Source organism: uncultured Shimia sp. (genome assembly GCF_947493595.1).
GTDB lineage: Bacteria > Pseudomonadota > Alphaproteobacteria > Rhodobacterales > Rhodobacteraceae > Shimia.
In genome coordinates this window covers 186,969-212,810 of record NZ_CANLRL010000007.1, presented here as the reverse complement: position 1 = coordinate 212,810, position 25,842 = coordinate 186,969, and the positions used below count along the sequence as shown (strand labels likewise).

General features: G+C 57.7%; 24 protein-coding genes. 16 read left to right on the top strand and 8 right to left on the bottom strand.

Going from position 1 to position 25,842, the window contains the following annotated elements; genetic code table 11:
• Positions 1-9: 9 nt before the first annotated feature.
• The 12 genes from Q0955_RS16415 to Q0955_RS16360 all read left to right on the top strand — a co-directional run bounded on the left by Q0955_RS16415 (position 10) and on the right by Q0955_RS16360 (position 11,055).
• A complete protein-coding gene (locus Q0955_RS16415) occupies positions 10-939 on the top strand; it encodes an AEC family transporter (RefSeq protein ID WP_299426349.1) in 930 nt (309 codons plus the stop codon).
• A 76-nt stretch (positions 940-1,015) separates the two neighbouring features.
• Positions 1,016-1,657 (top strand): DsbA family oxidoreductase, encoded by a 642-nt coding sequence (locus tag Q0955_RS16410; protein WP_299426346.1) that lies wholly within the window; start codon positions 1,016-1,018, stop codon positions 1,655-1,657.
• A gap of 369 nt (positions 1,658-2,026) precedes the next feature.
• Positions 2,027-2,329 carry an STAS domain-containing protein gene (locus tag Q0955_RS16405; protein ID WP_299426343.1) on the top strand — a complete coding sequence of 101 codons (303 nt, stop codon included), beginning with the start codon at positions 2,027-2,029 and terminating at the stop codon, positions 2,327-2,329.
• Positions 2,326-2,691: a response regulator gene (locus Q0955_RS16400; protein WP_164646190.1), complete on the top strand. Its 366-nt coding sequence runs from the start codon at positions 2,326-2,328 to the stop codon at positions 2,689-2,691. The genes Q0955_RS16405 and Q0955_RS16400 overlap by 4 nt, the downstream gene beginning before the upstream one ends.
• Before the next feature lie 13 nt (positions 2,692-2,704).
• Positions 2,705-4,939 (top strand): chemotaxis protein CheA, encoded by a 2,235-nt coding sequence (locus Q0955_RS16395; protein ID WP_299426340.1) that lies wholly within the window; start codon positions 2,705-2,707, stop codon positions 4,937-4,939.
• Entirely contained in the window at positions 4,932-5,402 is a 471-nt protein-coding gene (locus Q0955_RS16390) for a chemotaxis protein CheW (RefSeq protein ID WP_299426337.1), read from the top strand. The genes Q0955_RS16395 and Q0955_RS16390 overlap by 8 nt, the downstream gene beginning before the upstream one ends.
• A gap of 5 nt (positions 5,403-5,407) precedes the next feature.
• Positions 5,408-6,301 (top strand): protein-glutamate O-methyltransferase, encoded by an 894-nt coding sequence (locus Q0955_RS16385; RefSeq protein ID WP_299426334.1) that lies wholly within the window; start codon positions 5,408-5,410, stop codon positions 6,299-6,301.
• A 2-nt stretch (positions 6,302-6,303) separates the two neighbouring features.
• Positions 6,304-6,690, top strand: a complete 387-nt coding sequence (locus tag Q0955_RS16380) for a response regulator (RefSeq protein ID WP_299426332.1) — start codon at positions 6,304-6,306, stop codon at positions 6,688-6,690.
• Positions 6,691-6,715: 25 nt separating this feature from the next.
• Entirely contained in the window at positions 6,716-7,060 is a 345-nt protein-coding gene (locus Q0955_RS16375; protein WP_299426330.1) for a hypothetical protein, read from the top strand.
• 39 nt (positions 7,061-7,099) lie between these two features.
• The gene (locus tag Q0955_RS16370) at positions 7,100-8,311 is read left to right on the top strand and encodes a PAS domain-containing protein (protein WP_299426327.1); all 1,212 of its coding nucleotides are present in this window, start codon (positions 7,100-7,102) and stop codon (positions 8,309-8,311) included.
• A 104-nt stretch (positions 8,312-8,415) separates the two neighbouring features.
• Entirely contained in the window at positions 8,416-10,413 is a 1,998-nt protein-coding gene (locus tag Q0955_RS16365; protein ID WP_299426324.1) for a methyl-accepting chemotaxis protein, read from the top strand.
• Positions 10,414-10,491: 78 nt separating this feature from the next.
• The gene (locus Q0955_RS16360) at positions 10,492-11,055 is read left to right on the top strand and encodes a chemotaxis protein CheD (RefSeq protein WP_299426321.1); all 564 of its coding nucleotides are present in this window, start codon (positions 10,492-10,494) and stop codon (positions 11,053-11,055) included.
• A 63-nt stretch (positions 11,056-11,118) separates the two neighbouring features.
• Here Q0955_RS16360 and lpdA read toward each other — a convergent pair whose 3' ends face one another.
• The 4 genes from lpdA to Q0955_RS16340 are packed head-to-tail and all read right to left on the bottom strand — an operon-like array spanning position 11,119 to position 16,002.
• Entirely contained in the window at positions 11,119-12,477 is a 1,359-nt protein-coding gene (lpdA, locus tag Q0955_RS16355; RefSeq protein ID WP_299426318.1) for a dihydrolipoyl dehydrogenase, read from the bottom strand.
• Positions 12,478-13,746 (bottom strand): dihydrolipoamide acetyltransferase family protein, encoded by a 1,269-nt coding sequence (locus Q0955_RS16350; RefSeq protein WP_299426316.1) that lies wholly within the window; start codon positions 13,744-13,746, stop codon positions 12,478-12,480.
• Positions 13,747-13,750: 4 nt separating this feature from the next.
• Positions 13,751-14,764, bottom strand: coding sequence for an alpha-ketoacid dehydrogenase subunit beta (locus tag Q0955_RS16345; RefSeq protein WP_295177696.1), 1,014 nt, complete (start codon positions 14,762-14,764; stop codon positions 13,751-13,753).
• A gap of 2 nt (positions 14,765-14,766) precedes the next feature.
• Entirely contained in the window at positions 14,767-16,002 is a 1,236-nt protein-coding gene (locus Q0955_RS16340) for a 3-methyl-2-oxobutanoate dehydrogenase (2-methylpropanoyl-transferring) subunit alpha (RefSeq protein WP_299426314.1), read from the bottom strand.
• A gap of 220 nt (positions 16,003-16,222) precedes the next feature.
• On the opposite strand from Q0955_RS16340, the gene Q0955_RS16335 reads away from it, so the two are divergent.
• Both Q0955_RS16335 and Q0955_RS16330 read left to right on the top strand, forming a co-directional pair.
• Complete coding sequence (locus tag Q0955_RS16335; protein ID WP_299426311.1) at positions 16,223-16,687, top strand: Lrp/AsnC family transcriptional regulator; 465 nt, start codon at positions 16,223-16,225, stop codon at positions 16,685-16,687.
• A gap of 195 nt (positions 16,688-16,882) precedes the next feature.
• Complete coding sequence (locus Q0955_RS16330; RefSeq protein ID WP_299426309.1) at positions 16,883-19,141, top strand: methyl-accepting chemotaxis protein; 2,259 nt, start codon at positions 16,883-16,885, stop codon at positions 19,139-19,141.
• 72 nt (positions 19,142-19,213) lie between these two features.
• Here the strand turns inward: Q0955_RS16330 and ugpC are convergent, their stop codons facing one another.
• The 4 genes from ugpC to Q0955_RS16310 all read right to left on the bottom strand — a co-directional run bounded on the left by ugpC (position 19,214) and on the right by Q0955_RS16310 (position 23,383).
• On the bottom strand, positions 19,214-20,311 hold the full coding sequence (gene ugpC / locus Q0955_RS16325) for a sn-glycerol-3-phosphate ABC transporter ATP-binding protein UgpC (RefSeq protein WP_299426306.1): 1,098 nt from the start codon (positions 20,309-20,311) through the stop codon (positions 19,214-19,216).
• A 4-nt stretch (positions 20,312-20,315) separates the two neighbouring features.
• The gene (locus tag Q0955_RS16320; protein WP_299426303.1) at positions 20,316-21,209 is read right to left on the bottom strand and encodes a carbohydrate ABC transporter permease; all 894 of its coding nucleotides are present in this window, start codon (positions 21,207-21,209) and stop codon (positions 20,316-20,318) included.
• Positions 21,202-22,074, bottom strand: a complete 873-nt coding sequence (locus tag Q0955_RS16315; RefSeq protein ID WP_164646174.1) for a sugar ABC transporter permease — start codon at positions 22,072-22,074, stop codon at positions 21,202-21,204. Before Q0955_RS16315 ends, Q0955_RS16320 begins: the two co-directional genes overlap by 8 nt.
• A gap of 64 nt (positions 22,075-22,138) precedes the next feature.
• On the bottom strand, positions 22,139-23,383 hold the full coding sequence (locus Q0955_RS16310; protein WP_299426298.1) for an ABC transporter substrate-binding protein: 1,245 nt from the start codon (positions 23,381-23,383) through the stop codon (positions 22,139-22,141).
• 230 nt (positions 23,384-23,613) lie between these two features.
• Here Q0955_RS16310 and Q0955_RS16305 point away from each other — a divergent pair, with 230 nt between their 5' ends.
• Both Q0955_RS16305 and Q0955_RS16300 read left to right on the top strand, forming a co-directional pair.
• Positions 23,614-24,357: a response regulator transcription factor gene (locus tag Q0955_RS16305; RefSeq protein ID WP_299426295.1), complete on the top strand. Its 744-nt coding sequence runs from the start codon at positions 23,614-23,616 to the stop codon at positions 24,355-24,357.
• Complete coding sequence (locus Q0955_RS16300; RefSeq protein WP_299426292.1) at positions 24,354-25,811, top strand: HAMP domain-containing sensor histidine kinase; 1,458 nt, start codon at positions 24,354-24,356, stop codon at positions 25,809-25,811. Before Q0955_RS16305 ends, Q0955_RS16300 begins: the two co-directional genes overlap by 4 nt.
• Positions 25,812-25,842: the final 31 nt, after the last annotated feature.

Sequence of the window (25,842 nt, the reverse complement as noted above, 5' to 3'; positions counted from 1 at the left end):
ACACCGCAGATGCAAACTCTGATCTCTGTGATCCTGCCAGTCTTTTTCATCATCGGCTTTGGCTATCTGGCCGCCTGGCGTGGCTTGTTCAGCCAGCAAAACGTCGACGGGTTGATGCGCTATGCCACCACCTTTGCGGTGCCGGTCCTGCTGTTTCGCGCGATTTCCAACCTTGATCTGGCCGCTGAATACAATGTCAGCCTGCTTGGCAGCTTTTACGGAGCGGCCTTCCTCTGCTTTCTCACCGGCATGTTTGGTGCCAAATACCTGTTTGGCCGCGATTGGGAAGACGCCACAGCCATTGGCTTTGTCTGCCTGTTTTCCAATTCCCTCCTGCTGGGCCTCGCCATTATGGAGCGCGCTTACGGGCCAGACAGCCTGACCGGCAACTATGCAATCATCTCTATACACGCCCCGTTTTGTTATGGATTGGGCATCGCCACCATGGAGATCATGCGCGCACGGCACAGCGCCAAATCCAGAATTGTACCCACCGTACTCAAGGCAATGTTCTCCAACGCTCTGATCATTGGCATTGGTCTGGGCTTTGTGGTGAACCTCGGCAACGTCCCCATTCCGGAGCCCGCCTTGCATGCGGTCAACCTTCTGGCCGGCTCCGCATTACCTGCCGCTCTGTTTGGCATGGGCGGCGTACTCTACCGCTACCGTCCCGAAGGCGACATGCGCGTTATCCTGTTTTGCTGCGCAGTCTCCCTAGGCCTGCACCCTACCCTCACCTTTGTCTTTGGCACCCTGAGCGCCATCTCGACCGACAACATGCGCTCCGCCATCGTCACCGCTTCCATGGCACCGGGCATCAACGCCTATCTGTTTGCCAACATGTACGGCCGTGCCATGCGCGTCGCCGCCTCTACTGTGCTGATTGGCACCGCGCTCTCCGTGCTCACGGTTTGGCTCTGGTTGGGCACATTACCGTGACCTTGCGGCACAGCCGCTTGCGCCTGTGTTCACGTCGCCCCATTTTGACAGCCTGACCTTCCACAGGAGCGCCCCAATGGCCCAAGATCCAATCCGCGTAGACATTGTCTCTGATGTCGTCTGCCCATGGTGCATCGTAGGCTACCGCCAATTGATGCAAGCCTCCGAGGCCACGGGCATCGCCATCGAAACCTATTGGCATCCTTTTGAACTCAATCCAGACATGGAAGCAAAAGGTGAAAACCTGCGCGATCATATCATGCGAAAATATGGCAGCACGGCTGAACAATCCAAAGACGCACGTGACCGGTTAACGCATGTGGGCGCTGATCTCGATATTGATTTCCAATGGTCTGACAACAGCCGGATCTACAACACCTTTGCCGCCCATCAGCTCCTGCATTGGGCCTCGGAAACAGGAATGGCACAGGCCTTAAAGCTTGCATTGTTTGACGCCTATTTCACCAAAGGTCAGGACGTGAGCGATCCAGAGGTGCTGGTTGATGTCGCCGCTTCCATTGGCTTGAATTCCGAAGAGGCTCAAGCGGTGCTGAAAGATCAACGCCATGCCGAGATGGTACGCCAGAAGGAACAGTTCTGGACCTCACGTGGCGTGACTGGCGTGCCAACAATGGTCTTTGAGGGCAAACAAGCCACCTCCGGTGCGCAGGGCGTCGACACCTTTGCCAAACTGCTCCGACACATGGCGGATCAATAACCACTTTGGCCAGTCTGGCCTTGCGACAATCTGATCCTAAACAGCCCTTGGAATCGCCGATTCCGAGGGCTTTTTGCTGCGCGACAATCCCTAGAGGGCAGGCCTTGAAAACACATCAAAACGGCAAGCTCAACCTATGGCGGTAGCGTCAAAAAACCTTCCCCTCCAAACTCCCGAAATCCCAAAAAGTGTTTCTTTTTCTACCACTTAACCATGCCACCCCCAATTCAAAACCGGGGCAAGACCGACGTCTGCGCCTACCTACCGCGCTCCAATTCCAGAAGAATTGTCAGAGTAACGCGGTGTTAAGAGCTGCCAGCTTACGTTGCCTTCAATCAGCCAGTCCGAAAACGGTATTGAACCAGACCCATGAACACACAAAACACATCATCACAGGCCGACTGCATCGCGCTGCCGCAGCAGTTGGATTACGCACATTGCACTGAGTTGCGCCTCGCTATCGAGGCCTCCCGCGGTCAACCGCTTGCGCTTGATGCGCACCATGTTGAGTTCCTTGGGGGGGCTGGCGCGGAACTTCTTCTTGCCACGCGCGCCGAATGGGCCGCACGCAACCTGGCATTTGAACTGAAACAACCATCTGACGATTTTCTTAAAGGTATGGAGCGGCTCGGCCTGCCCCATGACTGTCTTCTTGAAAGGGGCTCCGCATGACGACGAAGATTCTTGCAGTTGATGACTCCCGCACCATGCGCGCGATGATTCAAACCGCACTGACCGATGCAGGCTTTGATGTCGATCTGGCCGAGGACGGCATCGACGGTCTGGACAAACTTGGCGGCTCCGACCCCGATCTGGTCATCACCGACATCAACATGCCGCGCCTGGATGGCTTTGGCATGATCGAAGGTGTCCGCGAGCGTCCTGAATGCGCCTCTCTGCCAATTCTCGTGCTGACCACGGAAAGCGGTGAAGAACTGAAACAACGTGCCCGCACAGCTGGCGCGACCGGCTGGATCGTCAAACCATTTGACGCCGAAAAACTGGTCGCTGTCATCAATCGTCTGGTTGTCTGAAAGGAATTGAATTATGTCCGATCTTCGTGACATGTTCTTTGAGGAATGTGACGACCTTCTAGAAGTGTTGTCCACCGGTCTGGAAGATCTCCAGAACGAGACCTCGGATGCGGAAACCATCAATGCGATGTTCCGCTCCGTGCATTCCATCAAAGGCGGCGCCGGGGCTTTTGGCCTTGATCGCCTGATTAAATTTGCCCACGCATTCGAAAACGTGCTGGATGACCTGCGTTCCAACAAGCTGGAAGTAGACGGCACCATCACCGCTCTGATGTTCTCCGGCTTTGACCACCTGAGCGATCTTGTGGACGCGGCCCGTGACGACAACGACCTCCCCGATTCTGACGGCGCGGCTGTTTTGGCAGAGCTGAAGCAGACCACTCAAAACGCCAATGGCGGCGTTGGCGGCGACGATGACGACGATGCCAACGAAGTCAGCTCAGACGACTTTGAAGTTCAAGCCATGGATTTCAACCTCGATCTGGGGGGCGACGACGACGGGGGCATTGGCGATTTGCCAGGCCTGCCTTCTCTTGGTGGTGGCGATGACGCGCCCGCAGGTGCGACGCACTTTGTGGTGAAGTTCAAAGCCGATCCCGTGCTTTATACGCGCGGCCACGATCCGGCCCTGCTGTTCCGTGCCCTGGGTGAAATGGGTGAGTTGTCCATCGAAGCTGACCGCTCCGAAGTGGCCGCTCTGGAAAGCCTCAAGGACGCCCCTGCGGCAATCTCCTGGACGCTGACGCTGCGCCCGGACGACGGCATCGACGAAAGCGCCATCCGCGAAATCTTTGAGTTCGTTGAAGGACAATGCACGCTGCAAATCTCTGAGACTGTTGTGGAAACAGCAACTGAAGAGAACGCCGCCCCAATCGCTGAAGCGCCTGCGCCCGCTGAGGAAACAGCGCCAGTTGCAGCTGCTCCTGCGGCCAAAGCTCCAGCCAAGCCAACACCTGCCAAAGCTCCTAAAGCTGAAAAGCAGGAGGCCAAAGGCGGAGACGGTGGAAAAAAGTCCTCTGAACCGCGCAACAGCACAATTCGTGTTGACCTGAACCGCGTAGACCGCCTGATCAACCTGGTTGGCGAGCTTGTGATCAGCGAAGCCATGTTGCGCCAGTCGATGAATGAGCTCCCCGTGTCGGCCAACAGCGCCGTCAGTGAAGCCATTGGTCAGCTGAAAACACTGTCCGGCGTTCTGCAAGAGAGCGTGATGGCCATTCGTGCACAACCTGTGCGTGGCTTGTTCCAGCGGATGAGCCGGATTGTACGGGAATCTTCTCGTCAGGCTGGTAAATCTTCTCGTTTGGTGATGGTTGGGGAGGCCACCGAGGTCGACAAAACTGTAACCGAACGTCTGGTGGAACCTCTGACCCACATGATCCGGAACTCGGTCGACCACGGCCTTGAAAAACCTGAGGATCGCGTGGCCGCAGGCAAACCTGAGATGGGCACAATCAAGCTCGAAGCGGCACACCGCTCTGGCCGGGTTGTAATCTCTTTGTCGGACGATGGTGCTGGTGTAAACCGCCCCAAAGTGCGTCAAAAAGCTGAGGAAAAAGGTCTTATCCGTCCTGAGGATGATCTGACTGACAGCGACATCGACAACCTTTTGTTCCGTCCTGGTTTCTCAACCGCAGATGAGATCTCCCAGCTCTCCGGCCGCGGTGTTGGTATGGACGTTGTGCGCTCTGAAATTCAGGCGCTTGGCGGACGGATCAACCTGATGTCTGAGCCAGGCAAAGGCACAACGATTACAATCTCCCTGCCACTCACACTTGCGGTGATGGAAGGCATGTTGATCGAAGTTGCCGGCGAAAGCCTGGTGGTTCCAACCGTTGCGCTGCGCGAAACGCTTCAGCCTGGTCAGGCCAACATTCACGACTTCTGTGATGGTGACCGTGGGCTTTCGGTAAACGACTCGATGCTCCCGATTGTGGATCTGGGGGAGGCCCTTGGTTTCCGCTCGCCACTGCCGGACTTCAGCAACCAGTCTCTCCTTCTGATCGAAGGGGAATCCGGTCGGCGCTCCGCCCTTGCGGTGGACGGCATCGTCGAGCAACGCGAAGTGGTGATCAAAGGTCTGGAACAAAACTATCAATCCATTCCGGGCATCGCCGCCGCAACCATCCTTGGCAACGGCAAGATCGCCCTGATCGTCGACACGGATCAAATGATCCCATCGCCGGGTAACGGCAACCCAGGACTGCGTAAGGGGTCCGATTTGGCAGAGGTGAACTCTTATGTCTGAACAAGCAACTCAAGAACAGACCGACGAACGCATTGAAATCGTGTCCTTCGCCATTGGCGAGCAGGCCTTCTGCCTGGACATCGGCCACGTGCTCGAAATTCGCGGCTGGACCAACACCACCACCCTGCCGCACGCGCCGGATTATGTGGTTGGCATGATGAACCTGCGTGGTGCTGTGCTGCCGGTGATCGACCTGTCGATGCGCCTGGGCCTTGGCAAAACCATCCCGGAAAGCCGTCACGTCATCATCATCGCGCATATCGATGAGAAGAGCGTTGGTTTCCTGGTGGACGCAGTGTCCAACATCATCACCGTGAACACGGATGAGATCAAAGCCACACCGGAAGTGTCTTCCTCCAAGACAGCTGCGTTCATTCGCGGGGTCTACACTCTGGATGACACCATCGTGCGTGCGATCGATGTTCACCAGATCATGCCACAGGAAGCATTGTCAGCAGCATGACCCAGATGGCGCAAAAATCCCTTGAAGAAGGCACAATCAGTGATGCGGACTTTGCCGCCATTGCTGGTCTGGTGCGTGAGTGGATGGGAATCGATCTTCAGCCGCACAAGCGGACGATGGTCGCCTCCCGCCTCTCCAAGCGCCTGCGTGCCACAGGCTATGAGACAGTCAACGACTACATTGACTATATGCACTCGCCTCAAGGGCGGGATGAACAAACCCGCTTTATCAGCGCCTATACAACCAACATGACGCGCTTCAATCGCGAAGGGCATCACTTCGAACAGTTGGCCAATGATGTGCTGCCGGACCTTATGGCCCAGGCACGTCGCGGCAAGCGGGTTCGGATTTGGTCTGCTGGCTGTTCCAGCGGGGAAGAACCTTATGGCCTGGCGTTCCATGTATTGGATGCCTGCCCGGAGGCCCCGTCCCTGGATGTAAAAATCCTGGCATCAGACATCGACCCCGAAATCTTGGCATCCGCCAAGCGCGGCATCTACCCCGCATCCTCGGTCAACACCCTGCCCAACGGGCAAGCGACCAAGTATTTTGAGGATTTTGAAGGGTCTAACGATCGGAAGTCTGTTTGCGACAAAGCCCGCGAACTGATTAGCTTCCGGCGCCTCAATCTTCATGGCGATTGGCCGTTCAAGGGCCAGTTCGACATCATCATGTGTCGCAACGTCGCCATCTACTTTGATGCGCCAACACAAAGCCGCCTCTGGCGCAGATTTGGCGAGCAGCTCTGCCCGGACGGTCTTCTATTCTTGGGTCATTCCGAAGGAATTGGCCCGGAACACGCCGACCTGTTTCACACAGCCGGACGGGGCGTTTTCTCAATAGACACCTCCAGCATTGGCAGCAGAAGCGCTGATGCAACCTTGCACATGGGGAATTAAAAATGAGCTTGAAAGATAAGCTGCACATTCTGGTTGTGGACGACATGTCCACCAGCCGAGGACTCATCACACAGGCGCTCGATGAGATCGGGATCGTCAATTACCGCACCGAAAACGACGGCGCACAAGCCTGGCGTAGCCTGGCTGCGAAACCGGTGCACCTGATCCTGTCCGACTTCAACATGCCAGGCATGGACGGTCTCCAGCTTCTGGAAGGCATCCGCGGCAATAAAGCGACGGCACGCACCGGCTTTATCCTGATCACGGGACGTGCAGATCCGGACACAATCAACAAAGGCGTCAAGCTGGGCATGAACAACTTCATTAAGAAGCCGTTCGAAACCGCACAGCTGAAAGCCTGCATCGAGAAGGTGGTGGGGCCTCTTTAAAAGAGGCTCCCATGGGGGACTACAAATGACAACGCGCTCAACCGCAGACGTACTAACCACCATTTCCGAGGACGTGGCTGACCTTGCCTCCATCGCACATGCGCTGGACGGGTTGACCAGTGAGTTGGATCTGGAAGGCGTCGATCACAATAAAATAAGGGATCTACAGCGCGTAGACGCGCTGTTTCAGCACCTGGATGACATCGCGGCATTGCTTGGCAACATGTCTTCCATGATTGGCGCTGGTCCGGATCTCAATGTGCAGGATCTCTCAAACAGCGTCCGTCTGGATTACCTGAAATCTCGCCTCTCCGATGCGGAAAAAGCCCGCGCAATCTCGCCTGATGCAGGCAACGTAAACCTCTTCTGAGCCACACTCGCTCAGCCACAGTGACATTGGAATAGACCCATGAACGCCATGACAAAGATCAGCAGCGCCAGCGCAGACAGCTCCGCAACTGAGGTGCGGTTTGCCAACGAGAGTATCATCACGTCGGCGACCGATCCGCGTGGCGTGATCCAGTTCGCCAACGAAAAATTCATCGAAGTGGGTGGCTACCCGCTGGAAGAGCTCATCAACGCGCCGCATAAAATCATGCGCCATCCAGACATGCCCAAAGGTGTTTTCTACCTGTTGTGGGAGTGCCTGAAAGCGGGTCAGCCGGTCTGTACCTATGTGAAAAACAAAACCAAATCCGGTGGTTATTACTGGGTTTTGGCTGTGGTCACCCAAACCGAAAACGGATTTTTGTCCGCCCGTATTCGCCCCGGCACAGAGCTGTTTGAAACCACGAAAGAAATGTACGTCTCACTTCTCCAGGAAGAGAAAGACAAGAACCTGACGCCGGAACAAAGCGGAGCGCGGTTGCTTGAGATGATCAAAGAGGCCGGCTACCCAACACTGGAAGCTTACGGCATCGAGGCTCTGAATCTCGAGTTCAAAGGCCGCAATATTGTCGCGCCGAATTTGGTCAACTCTTTCCAACTGATGGACGAGCTGGCAGAAATCATTTCCGACATGCAGGGGCTGGTTAACAGCATCGAACAAGGTTTTGAGCGTGTCCGTGGCGAGCCCGTGAACCTGCGCATTTTGGCTGGCCGTCTGGAAGGTGCCGGGGCCGCTCTTGGTACCATCTCGCAAAACTATGATGCGATGGCCAAAGAAATGCACGGTCTTGTTGGCCGTTTGCACGATCCGGAAAACGGCTCGCTGGTGCAAATGTACAGCGCCGTGTCTCAGGGCCGCTGGTCCATGCAGATTGCGCAGCTTCTCAACGAAGCCTACGATCACGTGCAACCGGACGACAAGGAAACCGACGGCGCTCTGCTTTTGAAAGAGCACCACGAACGCCTACATCAGCGCAGCCGCTCCCGCCTGATCGAAATTTCCTCCATCGGCAAATCCATCCCGGACATCTGCCGCAGCCTGCGCCGTCGGATCAACGGTCTCGACGTTGTGAAACTGCTTTGCAAAGTCGAAAGCGGCCGTATGCGTGACGTGGACAGTGGTTTGGACGGCATCATCGCCCGTCTGGAAAACTTCCATGACAACACCGACCGCCACCTGGCCGATCTTTCCGCCAAGGCGTCGCAAGTCACTCAAAAAGGCAGCTCCCTTTAAGGGGCTGCTTCCCTCCCTAATTTTCTGCCGCGCCCATTAGCTCCATAAAAACAACAGGAAACACCATGCCAGTTTTCCAAAAAATGAAAGCCCGCTTCTCGCGGATGAGCATCAAAACCAAATTGGCAGTTGCCATTGCAGCCTGCGCCCTCCTGGCTGTCGGCCTGTCACAATTTTCCCAGTACAACGCCCGCACCGCCGAAGCCGAAGCGCAAGCGATGGAGCGCTACGATCTGCTCACAGAGCTGTTTAGCACGCAATTGGTCGCCGCCGCTCAGTTTCAGGATGTGGACCGCCTGAAAGCGACAACCGACCGTTTCTTGGAGCAAGATGCGCATATCACTGCCGTCAGCGTTCTGGCCTCAGACGGCACAGAGATCTACACCTATGATGCCGCTGAGACCCGCGCAGACAGTGTCAACCAAGCATTGAGTGGTGTCTCAGCGTCTGTCACCGACGCCAAACCAAGCGCACATGCCATCGAAGGGGCGGTCTATGCCGCGCATATGCCCATCGCGCAGGCTGGCCGTGCACCGGTTGGTTCGTTGCAGGTTGCCGCCGATGTGTCCTCCATTCGCCAAGAAGCCCTTCAGGAATTTGTCAAAGGCGCGATTGGCTCCTCCCTGGCAGCCGCCTTGGCACTCGGCCTGATTGTGATGCTGGTCGGCCGCGTGGTGACACGTCCGGTGCTGAGCCTTGGCAAAGCAATGGATGCTATTGCGGATCACGACTTTACTTATGACGTGCCGTGCCTGGATCGCGACGACGAAATTGGCGCCATGGCCAAGCGTCTGGAGAAATTCCGCACGCAACTCGCCCAGGAAGAACGTGACCGCGAAATGCGTGCCGCGCAGGATAAACAACGCCAGCGTCTGTTTGCCCGTCTTGCGGAAGGTCTGTCTGAAATTGCCGATGGCCGTGTGGATCGTCCTATCGATGTGACCGAGTTCTCCCATCTGGGCGAAAACTCCCAGCGGATCTGCAAAGACTTCAACGAGGTCCTCACCAATCTGAAATCAGTGCTCTCCACCGTGACCCGCACAGCCGAAACCGTGCGTTCCAGTGCCCAGGAAATTTCCGAAAGCGTTGTGGATCAATCCAAGCGTTCTGAGGCGCAGGCTGTGACGCTTGAGGAATCTGCGGCGGCCATCGAAACCCTGAGCACATCGGTCGAACAAACAGCAGATCATGCTGCGGAAGCCAACAAGCGTATCACCCAGAACCGTCAACAGGCGCAGTCCGGTGGCGAGGTGGTTGAACTCACCGTTGAGGCGATGCGCAACATCGAACAGAGCTCTGACAAGATCACTGCCATCATCGGTGTGATTGATGACATCGCCTTCCAAACCAACCTGCTGGCTCTTAACGCCGGTGTCGAAGCCGCCCGTGCCGGCGAAGCAGGTCGCGGGTTTGCGGTTGTCGCCTCCGAGGTCCGCGCTCTGGCGCAACGCGCCTCTGAATCCGCCAACGAAATCAAAGAGCTGATCCTGACATCCGGTGAACAGGTCACCAAGGGCAGCGAGTTGGTCAACAAGGCCGGCGACGCGCTTCAGGAAATCATAACCGGTGTGAACCACGCCTCCGATCTGGTCTCGCAAATTGCCACAGGGTCCCGCGACCAAGCGGACAACCTGCGCGAGATCAAAGAGAGTGTGACCGAACTGGACCGGGTGACTCAGCGCAACGCAGCCATGATCGAAGAATCCTCAGCCGCCAGCCGCAGCTTGTCGGATGAGGCTGCCAATATGTCTCAAGCCCTTAAAGTCTTTAAGCTAACCGAAGCAGACGTCGTCGCGGCCTCGGCCCCTGCGGCACCAAAACCGGCTCCGAAAAAAGCGGCAGCGGCGGCCAAACCGGCGCCAAAAGCTGCGAAGCCTGCCCCGGCCAAGCCAGTTGCAGACGTTGCCAAAACCAAAGAATGGGACGATGACGCGGCCAAAGATGCCAAGCTGAGCAAAGCCAAGGTCAAGAAGACTTCGACCGCCAAGCCCAGCCCCAAGGCCGTTCAAGCAGCAAAACCGATGCCCAAGCCAACCAAAGCCGCCGTAAACCAAACGGCACCGGTTCAAGACACCGCCAGCGAAGACTGGGAAGACTTCTAAGAACTGCGCAAAAACTGCGCCTTGCCAGCTGGTGCGCGAACCCGGCTGGCGTGTAACCCTCGGTGAATGGAATAGCCAATGAGTCTTAGTGAAGCAGAAGCCATCAAAGGATACCAGGTCCAGCCCCTGTTGCAGGGTGATGTGCAGGTTTCCAGTGACCAAGATATCGTGATGACCACGATCCTGGGGTCATGTGTGGCGGCTTGCATGTGGGATGAAACCGCCGGGATCGGGGGCATGAACCATTTCCTTTTGCCGGGCACAGAAGACGGCTCTGCTGGCTCCATGAGCCATGGTGTGCACGCAATGGAACTTCTGGTGAACGGTTTGATCCAGGCTGGCGCCCGCCGCGACAATCTCAAGGTGAAGCTGTTAGGCGGCGGCAAGATGTTCAACAGCCGCATCGACATCGGCTCCAAAAACGCTGAATTTGCCATGTGGTTTGTGCGCAACGAAGGTTTTGAGCTGATGGATTGCTGTTTGGGTGGCCAGCGGGGCCGCAACATCCGTTTCTGGCCCGTGGGTGGCCGCATTCAGCGCCGCTTTATGAAAGACACCCGTCTGCTCACCGAGGACGAAGCACCAAAGCGCGCACCGAAGCCAAAGGTCGACGACAACCTGGGCGACGTGCAACTGTTTTAACCCGCAGGTCCCTCCTCTCCCTGCAAACAAAAAGGCCCGCAATCTCCTGCGGGCCTTTTTAGATTAGATATGCAGCGCGTGCCCCAATGCCTTGAGACAGGCTTCCTGCAATCCTTCAGATTGCGTGGGATGGGCATGGATCGTGGCTGCAATGTCTTCAAGGCAAGCCCCCATCTCTATTGCCAATGAAAACGCCGCCGACAGTTCCGAAATCCCGGCGCCCACCGCCTGCAGGCCCACAACTGCGTGGTCCTCTTCGCGGTACACAACCCGCACAAAGCCGTCGTCGCGCTCCGTGGTCATGGCGCGACCATTGGCCATAAACGGAAACTCGCTGGCCTTGGTGCCGTCAATCTCACCGGGAAGCGCGCCGCACGTCACCACTTCCGGGTCGGTGAAACACACCGCCGGAATGGCACGTTTGTCCCACTCCACAGAGTGACCCGCGATGTGTTCGGCCACCATTTCGCCCTGCGCCATCGCCCGGTGCGCCAACATCGGCTCGCCGGTCACGTCGCCAATCGCGTAGATCCCCCGCATGGAGGTCTGGCAAAAGCTGTCTATCTTCACAAACGGCCCGTCTTGGGTCAGCGCCAACTCTTCAATGCCAATTCCCGCCGTGCGCGGACGCCGCCCGACAGTGACCAACACCTTCTCTGCGACCACATCGCATTGGTCTGTCTGCAAGGCGCCGTCACTGTAGCCCTGTGCCTTGGAGCCGGTCATCACTGTCACGCCGAGGTCTTCCAGCCGCTTCGCCACCGGTTTGGTCAGCGCTTTGTCATAGAGCGACAGAATGCGGTCTTCCGCCTCCACCACCGTGACCTTGCTGCCCAGTTTGGCAAACACCGTGCCCAGCTCCAGCCCGATATAGCCACCACCAACAACCGCCAATGTCTCCGGCACCTCGGTCAGGTCCAGCGCCTCGGTCGAGGACAAGATTGGCCCGCCAAACGGTAAAAACGGCAGTTCCACCGGCGCGGAACCCGTGGCAATCACCACATATTCCGCACGGATTTGCTGCACCTCGTCCCCATTGGTGACTTCCACGGTTTTGCCATCCAAAAACCGCGCTTGTCCGTTCACAAACCGCGCTTTGGCTTTCTTCATCAAGGCCGAAACACCCGTGTTCAGACGCTGCACAATGCCATCTTTCCACGCCACCGTTTGGGCCAAATCGATGCTTGGCGCGCTGGCGGAGATCCCCAGGGGGCCGTCGTTTACATGCGCAATCTTGTGGAATTCATCCGCCGCGTGGATCATCGCTTTGGACGGGATACAGCCCACATTCAGGCACGTCCCCCCCGGCTTCCCAGCATCCACAACAATGGTGTCAATGCCCAGCTGCCCGGCGCGAATGGCACAGACATAGCCGCCAGGACCAGCCCCAATGATCAGAAGTTTACAGGATAGATCAGTCATTTAGCCCTCAACAAACAGCATGGCTGGTGTTTCCAGCAGGGTTTTCAGTTTTTGCACAAACACAGCCGCATCCCAGCCGTCGATCACCCGGTGATCAAAGCTGCAGGAGATGTTCATCATCTTGCGCGGCTGAAACTGCTGCCCATCCCAAACCGGACGGATCTGCATCTTGTTCACACCGACGATGGCCACCTCCGGGTGGTTGATGATCGGCGTTGTGGCAATCGCGCCCAGCGGCCCCAACGAGGTGATGGTGATCGTGCCCCCGGACAGCTCATCGCGTTTGATGGTGCCGTCCCGTGCTTCTTGCGCCAATCGCGACACGGTTTCTGCATTGTCCCACAGACTGCCCGCCTCGGCATGTTTCACCACCGGCACGTTCAGGCCGTTTGGCGTCTGCGTCGCAATGCCCACATGCACGCCCCCATGACGGTGGATCACGCCCGCTTCGTCATCGTAACGCGCGTTCAACTCAGGCTGCTCCCGCACCGCTTCGACAATCGCCCGCATCAGGAACGGCAAAAGCGTCAGCTTCGCGCGTTCCCCTTTGTGTTTGGTGTTAAGCGCCGCGCGCAGGTCTTCCAGCGCCGACATCTCCACCTCTTCCACAATGGTGATATGCGGAATTTGCCGTTTGGAGATCGCCATCTTTTCCGCGATCTTGCGGCGCATGCCAATCACGCGCACCTCTTCCACACCGGTGTTCTGCCCCCGCACCACAGTACCTTGCTGAATGCCACCAGAGGCAATCCAGTTGTCCAAATCAGCATGGCTGATCCGCCCCGCTGCACCGGACCCTGGCACCTGCCGCAGGTCCACACCCTCTTCCCGCGCCCGCGCGCGGACAGATGGCGAGGCCAAAGGTTTGGTGCCCGCCGCCCGCTTTACTGGCGCTGCGGCAACAGGAGCAACCGCAGGCTTCGCCGCTGGTTTTGGCGCTGGCTCAGCCACCGCCTCCACAACCGCAGGCTTTTCCTCAGCCGGTGCCGCCGCAGGCGCTTCCACGTCACCGCTCTCGTTACCCTCGCCGTCCACTTCGATGCGGATCAACACGGCGCCGATGGCGATCATGTCGCCAATCTCACCGCCCAGCGCGAGCACCTTACCATCAACCGACGACGGCACTTCCACAGCAGCTTTGTCGGTCATCACGGCGGCCAGCACGTCATCTTCGCGCACCACGTCGCCTACCTTCACATGCCATTCGACCAGCTCGGCCTCGGCAATGCCCTCTCCAACGTCGGGCAAACGGATTGCAAATACTCCCATGGGATCAGTCCTCCATGACTTTGCGCAGCGCTTCGCCAACCCGTGCAGGTCCCGGGAAATACTCCCACTCCTGCGCATGCGGATACGGCGTGTCCCATCCGGTCACCCGGATCATTGGCGCTTCAAGATGATAAAAACAGGCTTCTTGTACGAGGCTCATCAGCTCCGCCCCAAAGCCTGAGGTGCGGGTCGCCTCATGCACAATCACACAGCGCCCGGTTTTCTTCACGCTTTCAACTATGGTCTCCAGATCCAGCGGCATCAGCGTTCGCAGGTCGATCACCTCCGCATCGACACCGGTCTCTTCTGCAGCCGCCTCGGCCACGTAAACCATTGTGCCATAGGCCAAAACCGTTACATCCGCGCCTTCACGCTGAATATGCGCCTTGCCCAGCGGAATGATCTCATTGCCTTCAGGCACGTCGCCCTGAGGGTGCTTCTTCCAGCTTTCAATGGGCTTGTCGTGATGCCCATCAAACGGCCCGTTGTACAACCGCTTCGGCTCCAGGAAGATCACCGGATCGGGGTCTTCAATCGCCGCCAGCAACAGCCCCTTCGCATCGCGCGGGTTGGACGGGATCACCACCTTCAACCCGGACACATGGGTGAAAATCGCCTCCGGGCTCTGGCTATGAGTCTGCCCGCCAAAGATACCGCCACCAGTGGGCATGCGGATCACCAAGGGACAGGTGAAATCGCCGTTGGAGCGGTGTCGCAGACGCGCCGCCTCCGACACGATCTGGTCATACGCCGGATACACATAGTCCGCGAACTGGATCTCAATCACCGGCTTCAGACCATAAGCCGCCATGCCAATCGCCGTGCCGACAATACCGCTCTCGTTTATCGGCGCGTCAAAACACCGGGACTTGCCGTATTTCTCCTGCAACCCCGCAGTACAGCGGAACACACCGCCAAAGAACCCAACGTCCTCGCCAAACACCACCACTTTGTCATCCGCCGCCATAGCCACATCATGGGCCTCGCGGATGGCTTCAATCATTGTCATCTGTGCCATGATCAGAACCCCGCTTCTTGACGTTGACGGATCAGGTGCGCAGGCATGGTCTCATACACCCCTTCAAACATATCGCGCGGGCTTGGCGCCTTACCGCCTGCCAATGTGCCCACCGCTTCGGCCTCTTTCTGCACCGAAATCACCGTGTCGAGGATTTCTGCCTCTGCCTGCGCGTGGCGGTCTTCGCTCCACTCACCAATCTTGATCAGATGTTGTTTCAACCGCTCAATTGGGTCACCCAACGGCCAGGCCGCCGCCTCGCTCTTGGAGCGATAGGCTGATGGATCATCTGAGGTCGAATGCCCGCCCGCGCGATAGGTCACATGTTCGATCAACGTAGGCCCATGCCCCAAACGCGCACGCTCGGCGGCCCATTTTGCCACCGCATGCACCGCCAGATAGTCGTTGCCATCCACTCGCAGGGAAGCAATGCCAAATCCGTGGCCCCGCGCCGCAAAGGTGCCCACGCCACCGCGCGCAATGCCTTGGAACGTGGAAATGGCCCACTGGTTGTTCACAATGTTCAGCACCACCGGCGCCTTATAGGTCGAGGCAAACACCATCGCCGCATGGAAATCATTCTCCGCGGTGGAGCCGTCGCCAATCCAGCCAGTCGAAATCTTGGTGTCACCGGAGATCGCAGAGCCCATGGCCCAGCCCACCGATTGCACAAACTGCGTGCCGAGGTTGCCGGAGATCGAGAAGAACCCATGCGCTTTGGACGAATACATGATCGGCAGCTGCCGCCCTGCCAATGGGTCTTCGGCGTTGGAGTAAATCTGGTTCATCATCGTCAGCATCGGATAGTCCGACGCGATCAGCAGCCCTGCCTGACGATAGGTTGGGAAATTCATGTCCCCGGGCTGAAGTGCACGGGCAAAGGCGCATGACACCGCCTCTTCACCCAAATGCTGCATGTAGAAACTGGTCTTGCCCTGCCGCTGCGCGATCTGCATGCGCGCATCAAAAGTCCGCAGGGTCATCATATGGCGCAAGCCGTCGCGCAGCTCATCGACGCTCAATGCACCAGCCCAATCGCCAACCGCCTCGCCCTCTTTGTTGAGCACACGCACAATCGAAAACGCCATATCGCGGATACTGTCCGGATCCACGTCCACCGCAGGGCGACCAACCTCACCAGCCCGTGGAATTTCAAAATCGGAGAAGTCCGGCGTGTCTCCGGGACGGCATCCCGGTTCCGGCACATTGAGGGAGAGCGGAGCGGTATCAGAGCCCATGCGTCACCTTTCTGAAGTGGGGCTGACGCCTGAAGGCACGGTTGCTCCGTCTTGTTGACCCACGCAAAGGGATCAGGGGCGGATGATGGAACCGATACCCCCGCCGGTCAGCGAGAATTATTCAACCTGTTAAGTTTAGCCCACATCCCGGGTTGAAAAACGGCGTTCTCCTGTCGTATTTGCGAAATGTTAGCCGATAAAGTCGGCCAAGGAGCGTACTGTGGCGAAAATCACTATAGACGAAATTGACCGCAAAATCATCCGCGCATTGTGTGAGGACGGCCGCATGTCTGTGGTGCAAATTGCCGACCGCGTCGGTCTCTCCGCCACCCCCTGCAAACGCCGCCTGAAACAGCTGCAAGACAGCGGATTGATTGCCGGTTACACTCTGCGCATTGACCGCATGACCGCCGGCTTCGGCATCACCGCCTATGTGAATGTCGAGCTGGAGCGTCAAGATGCGGACGCTATTTCAAATTTTCAGAAAGAAGTTGCCCGCTTTGATGAAGTTGTCACCGGCACCTTGATGACCGGCGCGATGGATTTCCAACTGGAGATTTGGGTGGAAAGCCTTGAAGAATTTGAGAGTTTTCTGCAAGCCAAACTGATGCGCTTGCCCGGAATCCGCGCGATCCGCTCACGCTTTGCGCTCAAAAAGTTTGTCGAACGTGTGCGCATTCCCTGAGTTAGAGCGCCAAAATCTGTTTCTGCTCAACAACTTAACAACGCAAGCATTCGACCTTCTTCTTCGGTGGCGCATGCCGTGAGGCGTTGTTTTCCGGCTCAAATTTACCCTTAAGCACTTCGAAGGACTTTTATGGCTAACGATTGAGGACCCCGAGGAAACCCGGGCGATGAGACATTTTGTGAGGAGCAAAAAATGTTCAGAGCCAAAAAGCTGTCGCTTTCGCTAAAGCTACCCCTTGTGATGGTGGCCCTGACAGCCACGTTTCTGGTTACCGTGTCCTTCCTTGTTTATCGTATGGCAGAGCAAAACATTCGCCAGAATGTCTATGCCTCCCATGAAACCACTGCCAATGCGGGCAAGCAAGCCATTGCAGCCCTGATTGATGCGGTGCGCCGTGATCTGGTGATGAACGCTGATCAGCCGACAACTTTCCGCGCCATCAGCAACTTTGACCGCGTGATTGGTATGATTGAGGCGGATGACCCAATCAAATACCTGACCGACACATATATCGCCAAAAACCCAAACCCTGTTGGCGAGCGCGCCAAACTGGTGGATCCGGGCGACGGGCAGTATTACAGCCAATCGCACAACAGCTATCATCCAACCTTCCTGCGCTCCTTGAACCTCAATGGGTATGAAGACATCTACCTGTTCAACACCGAGGGCCGCCTGCTCTACACCGTGATGAAGCAAGACGATTTTGCGCAAGACTTCTCCAAAGGCGCCTATGCCGAGTCCGGCCTTGGGCAGGTTTTCAAGGCCGCCATAAACTCCAAGCCGGGCGAAATCAGCACCTCTGACTTTGCCGCATACGAGATCACCGGCGGAGCCGCCGGCGCGTTCCTTGCGATCCCGATCCTCAGCAAAAAGAAAACCATCGCAGGCGTGCTCGCGGTGCAGCTTTCAAGTGACCACATCGTGAGCGCCCTGTCGACCAATCTGGACGACAGCGGCCACCAGAACCTGTTCGTGGTTGGCGCGGACGGCACCGCGCGCAGCCCATCTCTGATCGAAGGCCAGTTTGAAGTTTCTACCGCCCTGCCACAGGCACCGCATATCGTCGCAGCCCAAGCTCACGAAGAAGCTTTCTTTGAATCCGTTGACTCCGTGACTGGCATCGACGCCATCAGCTTGGTCAAGCCCATGGACGTGCCCGGCTTCAACTGGTCGCTGGTGATGGAAACCGATCATGACGCCGCCTTCACTGTGGTGCACCAAATCCGCATGGTGGCTATCGCCATGATTGCGGCCTCTGTGGTCATCGCCATCATCGTCTCCTGGATTGCCGCCAGTCGTGTCACCAAACCCATTCAAGCTCTGCGTGGCGTGACCGACGCTCTGGCGGAAGGGGACTATTCTATTGAGATTTCCGGCGAAGAGCGCGGCGATGAGCTGGGGGATCTGGCCCGCACCATGGGAGAGTTTCGCAACAAGCTGAAACGCGCGGATGAAGCCTCGGAACGCGAAGCTGAAAACGCCCGCAAAACCTCCGACGTGGTGGAAACCATGAGCGAGGCCCTGTCCGAACTCGAGCGGGGCAACCTGGCCTGTGACATCAACGAGCCTTTTGTGGCCGACTATGAGATTTTGCGGGAGAACTTCAACCGCAGCCTCGCCAATCTGCGCACGCTGATGTCTGAGATCGTCGAAGCCTCCCAGCACGTAGGCCAATATTCTGACGAACAGAAATCCGCCGCCACGGTGATGGAGAAACGCACCGAAAGCGCCGCTGCCACGCTGGAGGACACCGCACAGGCCGTAAACGCGCTCTCAGATGGTGTGAAGGCCGCCGCCGACCGTGCAACCCGCGTGGATGGCGTCATGCAAACCGCCCGCCGGGAAGCTGAAAACAGCCGTGATGTGGTCTCCTCCGCCGTGGAAGCCATGGACCAAATCCAAACTGCCTCCAGCGAGATTTCGCAAATCATCGGCGTGATCGACGACATCGCCTTCCAAACCAACCTGCTGGCGCTCAACGCCGGGGTCGAAGCCGCCCGTGCAGGCAGCGCAGGCAGTGGCTTTGCCGTGGTTGCCTCCGAGGTCCGCGCCTTGGCGCAACGTGCCTCCGAAGCCGCCGGTCAAATTCAAGGCCTCACCAGCGCCAGCGAAGACCATGTCTCCAACGGTGTTGAAATGGTGGGTCGTGCTGGCGAAGCCCTCTCCAAAATCATCACGCAGGTGACATCTGTCTCCGATCTGGTGACCGAGATTTCCGAAGGTGTGCGCACGCAGTCCTCTGGTTTGGACAGCATCAACACCTCCATGAGCGAGCTCGACTCCATGACACAACAAAACACCGCCATGGCCGAAGAGGCCGCCGCGTCTAGCCAGATGCTGCTGGCCGAGGCGCAAAGCCTATCAGGCATCGTGGCCCGTTTTGACATGGAGGGCGCGGAACAGCCTGAAGTGGCTGACGACTTCGATGATGAGGAGCGCCTAAGCGCTTAAAGCAACTCATTCACAAACAAAAAGGCCCGCTTGGCAAAACCAAGCGGGCCTTTTTAGTTCATCGATGCTGACTTAGTTCAGCCGCTCACCGGTACCTGGTGCAAAGTAGGACACTTTGCTCAAGTCAAACGCCAGTGGCAGCGGCTTACCCGACTCGGCGCCGGTTTCGGCGTGCAAGCGCGCTGTCACTTGTTTGCCGCCCAATTCAGAGACCACAAACGTATCCGCGCCCGCAGGCTCGACCATATCGATTTGACACTCGGCAACCTGCACGTCTTCACCGGCACGGAATCCCGCTTCGGCAATGTCCTCAGGCCGCAAGCCAAGGATCACATCCTGCGGCAGGTTCTCCGCATGGGTGTCGGTCAGCATCAGCGGTGCTGCACCATCCCGCGCAATTTCGATCTGTGTACCGGAGCCGTTCTTGGTGGCTTTGGCCGGGATCAGGTTCATCGCCGGGCTGCCCATAAAGTCCGCCACAAACAGGTTGGCTGGACGGTTGTAGATCTCCGCCGGCGTGCCAATCTGCTGCACCACACCGCCTTTCAGAACCACAATCTTGGTCGCAAGCGTCATCGCCTCGATCTGATCATGGGTCACATAGACCATGGTGGCACCAAGGTTCTGATGCAGCTTCTTGATCTCAGAGCGCATCTCAACGCGCAGCTTGGCATCAAGGTTGGACAGCGGCTCGTCAAACAGGAACAGCTTGGGATCGCGCACCAATGCCCGCCCCATCGCCACACGTTGCCGCTGACCACCGGACAGCTGCCCCGGACGACGATGCAGCAGCTGCTCAATCTGCAACTGGCTGGCCACCTCGTTGAGCTTACGTTCTTGGGTTGCCGCATCCACCCCGCGCACTTTCATGCCAAAGGTGATGTTCTTGGCCACCGACATAGTTGGGTACAGCGCGTAGGATTGAAACACCATCGCGATGTCACGATCCTTGGGGCTGACATGGGTCATGTCCTTGCCACCAATCGACAGAGTACCGCCGGTGATTGGCTCCAGCCCTGCGATGCAATTCAGCAGCGTGGACTTACCACAGCCCGACGGGCCGACCAGCACCAGAAAATCACCTGGCTCAATCGCCACATTGATGTCTTTGAGGATCTCGACAGAACCATAGTTCTTGTAGAGGTTATTGATATCCAGAATGGGTGCCATGAGGTTAACCTTTCACGGAGCCTGCGGTCAGGCCGCGGATGAAGTATTTGCCTGCCACCACATAGACAAGCAGCGTGGGAAGGGCGGCGATGATGGCAGCGGCCATATCGACGTTGTATTCCTTCACCCCTGTGGTGGAGTTGACGATGTTGTTAAGGGCCACGGTTACTGGCTGCGTACCGGCCTGACTAAAGCTGACCCCGAAGAGGAAGTCGTTCCAGATGTTGGTGAACTGCCAGATCACAGTCACCACCACGATGGGCAGCGATAGCGGCAAGAAGATTGACCAAAAGATCCGGAAGAACCCTGCCCCGTCCACCTTGGCCGCTTTGGTCAGCTCAGACGGGATCGTGACATAGTAGTTGCGGAAAAACAGCGTGGTGAAGCCAATCCCATAGATCACGTGCACGAAGATCAATCCAGGGATCGAGCCCGCCAATCCCAAAATGCCCAGACTGCGCGCCATTGGCAGCAGCACCACCTGAAACGGGATGAAGCAACCAAACAGCATCAGCGAGAAGATCAGGTTCGCACCTTTGAACCGCCACTGCGCAATCACATAGCCGTTCACTGCACCCAGCAGCGTGGCAATGAACACCGCTGGCACAGTCATCAAGACTGAGTTCCAGAAGTAAGGCTTCAGACCTTCACATTTCACGCCGGTACATGTTTCAGACCAAGCTGTGCGCCATGCATCGAATGTCACTTCACGTGGCAGGGCCACCAAAGAGCCCGTCCGGATTTCCTCCAAGCTTTTCAGCGAGGTGGTTACCATGACAAACAGCGGCATCAGGTAGAAGAGCGCAAACAAGCCCAGCAGAGAAAACAATAACCACCGCAGCACCAGCTGACTGTAGTTGCGACGCGGTGCGTCGTAAGATTGGGTGAAATCAGTCATGTTTCGCCCTCAATTCAGAGTACAGGTAAGGCACGACAATGGTGAACACGACACCCATCATGACCATGGCAGAGCTGGCCGCTTGCCCAATGTCGCCACGCGAAAACGCCATGGCATACATATAGGTTGCTGGCAGGTCCGTGGCATATCCGGGGCCACCACCCGTAAGCGCAATGACAAGATCGAAGCTCTTGATCGCAAGGTGTGCCAGCACGATGAAGGCAGACAGAAAGATTGGCGCCATCGACGGGATGATGATGGCTGAGTAAATCCGCCAAGTGGGAATTCCGTCAACTTGCGCTGCCTTGATGATTTCCTCATCCACGGAACGCAACCCGGCGAGAAACAGCGCCATAACAAAGCCGCTGGCTTGCCACACGGCCGCAATCACCACCGCATAAATTGCCATATTGGGATCGGTGATCCAGTTGAAGGTGAAGCTCTCAAAGCCCCAGCTGCGCACCGTTGCCTCAATGCCAAGGCCGGGGTTCATGATCCACTTCCACGCGGTCCCGGTCACAATCATCGAGAGCGCCATCGGGTAGAGGTAGATTGTTCGCAGAGCCCCTTCAGCGCGGATCTTTTGATCCAGTAAAATGGCCAGAAACAGACCGAGGATCAGTGAGATCCCGATAAACAGCCCGCCAAAGATGAACAAGTTGTCCATCGCCGTGTCCCAACGTGGGGAGGCAAACAGGCGATCGTACTGAATGAAGCCTTTGATTTCGTATTTCGGCATCAACTTGGAGCGGGTGAGAGACACCCAGCCGGTCCAGATGATAAAGCCATAGACAAAGATGAGGACGGCCACAAAAGACGGTGCAAGCACCATTTTTGGCACGTGGCGTTCAAGCCATTCGGTCATCACAACGACCCTTTATTTAAGTGCCCCGCCCCGAAGCAATCTCGGGACAGGGCGTGGGAGGAGGTTACAGCGAGTTGGCAACCGCGTCGGCCAGCATCTGAACGGCTTCAGCCGAAGACATGTCCGAGTTGAAGTGCGCTGTCACAACATCCGTGATCGCACCGGCCTGGGCACCACGCAGCGCCATGCCGTGGGCATAGCTTGGCAGCAGGGAGCCACCGGTGTTGCTGGCGGCCATATCTGCCGCAGAGGTGTGCGCACAGGAGTCAAATTCATCCAATGCAACGTCGGTGCGTGCTGGAATGGAGCCTTTGTTCAGGTTGAACACTTTCTGGAAGCTCTTGCCAACAATCAGCTCAGCCAACAGTTTCTGACCGTTTTGCTTGTCATCTCCGTCCACATTGAACATCGCAAAGCTGTCCACGCTGTAGAGGAAACCGTCACCCGGTGTCGACACACAGAGGAAATCTTCGCCAGGAACTTTGCCCGCAGCCAGGAATTCACCTTTGGCCCAGTCACCCATGATCTGGAACGCCGCTTCGCCGTTCATGACCATTGCGGTGGCAAGGTTCCAATCGCGACCGGAGAAGTTTCCGTCCACATAGCCGCGCAGCTTGCGCATCTGATCGAAAACTTCGACCATTTGATCGGACTTCAGCGTGTCCATATCCAGATCAACAAAGGCTTTCTGGAAGAAGTCAGCGCCACCAAGGCCAAGAGCCACAGCTTCAAAAACAGTTGCGTCCTGCCAGGCCTGACCACCGTGAGCCAGTGGGATAACGCCAGCCGCCATCAACTTGTCCGCCGCGGCGTTGAATTCCGCCCAAGTGTTGGGCATCGCAATGTCGTTGGCTTTAAGGATGTCGGCATTGGCCCAGATCCAGTCGATCCGGTGTACGTTTACCGGCGCAGCACACCAGGTGCCTTCACATTTCATATGGCCTGCGATTGAGGCCGGCAAAACGTCAGCCCAACCCTGCGCCTCGGCAACATCGGATATATCTGCCAGCACACCTTCTTCATACCACTCGGCAATGGCTGGGCCTTTCAGCTGCACAGCGGTCGGTGCGTTGCCGGACAGCACGCGCGCACGCAGCGCAGTCATCGCGGCGTCACCGCCACCACCAGCAACCGGCATGTCAGTCCAGGTGCCGCCGTTGTCTGCAAATTCTTTTTGCAGCACAGCCACAGACTTGGCTTCGCCACCAGACGTCCACCAGTGCAGAACTTCTGCCTGAGGCTCAGCCTTTGCAACGTTGGATGCAACAAGCGACGCAACCACAGCGGCCGCGAATACGGATTTTTTCATAATTTCCTCCCAATTTCGACTGCCCGTCTGAGCAGCGCTGCCCCATTCCTGCCAAACCGCAGGGGGGTGTCACAATCCACCAAATACGGGTTTCGCCTTTGCCATGTCACAAAATCCGGTGTTCTGTTACACGCTGTTACCTAGGCCTTGATTTTGTTGCACGGTGTTACAAAGCAAGCAACAAGACAACCTGCCGTGGGGGAGCGGCGGGCGACGATTGGGAGGTAGGCATGACGATTCCACGGCTTTTGGTGGTTGATGATGACGCAGAAACCCGCGGGATGCTCACGCAGTTCCTGCGCCAGAACGGTTTCATCGCCTTGCCCTGTGACAGCGAAGTCACCATCCGCGAGCAACTGGACAGTGGCCGTGTGGACCTCATCTTGCTGGATGTCATGCTGGGGGACGAATACGGCGTCGACATCTGCAAACGCCTGCGCCACGAACAGGACGTGCCCGTGATCCTAGTCTCCGCCCTCTCGGCCGACCATCACCGCATGGCGGGCTACGAGGTGGGCGCGGACGACTACATCGCCAAGCCGTTTAATCCCAACCTACTGCTCGCGCGCGTCAAAGCCGTCCTGCATCGTGCCAAACGCAGCAGCTCCCTGACCTACCGGCGCAGCATCTCCACCTTCCGCTTTGGCGGCTGGTTTTATGACGCCAAACGCGACGAGGTGACCTCCCCGCAAGGCTATCAGGTCAGCCTCTCGCGCAAGGAAACCGCGCTGCTCAAGGTTTTTTTGGGCAACCCCCACATCCCCCTGACCCGCGAAGAGATCAACACCGCGCTGGATGTGACCGGCGACGGTCAAGACGCAGGCAACGGCAACCCGGGCCGCGCCATTGACGTCCTTGTAGGCCGCCTGCGCGGCAAAATCGAAACCGAGCCCAAAGTTCCGGAGTTGCTGCGCACCCAGCGCGGGGTGGGCTATGTCTTTGCCGTTGACGTGGCGGTTGAGGACGATCAATGACCGCCAAGTCACAGGGCCTTCGCCTAAACACTCTGGGCGTGCTGCTGGTCGCTGCCTGCTTTCTGACCGCCTACGCCACCGCCTGGATGTGGTCCTCCTCCACCAACGGCTGGCGCGACCACCTCACCCGCTCGTACGTCGCTGGTGTCTCGCTCTATGACAGCTTGCGCACCCGCGCCGACCCGCCAGTGGGTGTGGACATCAGCCCCCTTTCTCAGGTGGCGCAAACCCAGGTCATGCAAGGCGACTTCTGGCAACTTCCCAACATGCCCCAACCGGCGTTTGTCACCAACGTCTCCATCAAAGGTCAGGGCCATGATCCGGTCTCCGGCGAGTCTCTGGCTCTGATCATTGTGTCGGACAGTCTGCAGTATAACGTCTCAGAGCTGATCTCCAACGGCCGCCAATCTGCGGCGCAAAAACTGGGCAACGTCACCCAGCTTCTGGCCACCTATTGCAGCGAACCCATCCTCTTTGCCCGCATGGGCGCGCAAGACTGGAAACGCATCGACGGTCAAGACGTCTGGGGCTGCCACACTGCCCCCACCGATCTGCGCCTGGCCGCCATTCTGCTGGCACTGGTGGCTCTGGCGGTCTTCACCACGCTTGTACGTGACACCTCTGCCCATTTTGAACGCTTCGCCCGCACCCTGCGCAACCACCGCCGCCTTGGCGGCCCGCAACGCTACCCGGTGCAAGGCCCCGAGGAACTGCGCGACATTGTGCAGGCCGTAAACCAATACCTCGGGCGCGAACGCGACCAAATTGCCAAACGCGCCACTGTACTCTCTGGCGTCAGCCACGATCTGGGCACCCCGGCCACCCGTCTGCGTCTGCGCGCCGCGCTGGTACAGGATGCGGAGCTGCGCGAGAAATTTGAGGCCGACATCGACAGCATGACCGGCATGATTGAAAGCGTGCTGACCTACACCCGCGCCGAGCTCAACGAAGAAGCGCCGCGCGAATTGTCCCTGACCTCTTTGGTCGAAGCCCTGGTGGACGATTATCAAGACACCGGACAACCCGTCACCCTGGCCGCTCTGGAAACCCCGTCGTTTCAGGGCGGCGGCTCGGTGTTCATGTCCAACGCCGGACGCGGCTCGCTCCCGTCCGAGCAACGCATCCTGGTTTCCGCCCGCCCGATCTCGCTCAAACGCGCCATCTCGAACCTGATAGAGAACGCCCTTAAATACGGCCGCAAAGCCAAGGTGGAGCTGGTCGCCACCGCCGAACACGCCACACTCACGGTTGAGGACGAAGGCTCCGGCATGACCGCGGCGGAGATCGAAGCCGCCGTGGCCCCGTTCACCCGTGGCGACAACACCCAGGCAATTGACGGCTACGGCTTGGGTCTGACCATTGTGGCCACCGTGGCGGAGCAACACGGCGGCACGCTCTATTTTGAAGCTGGCACCGCCGGCATGCGCGCCTGCCTCAAAATCCAACGCCACTGACAGACATCAAAAAAGGGACGCATCCGCGCCC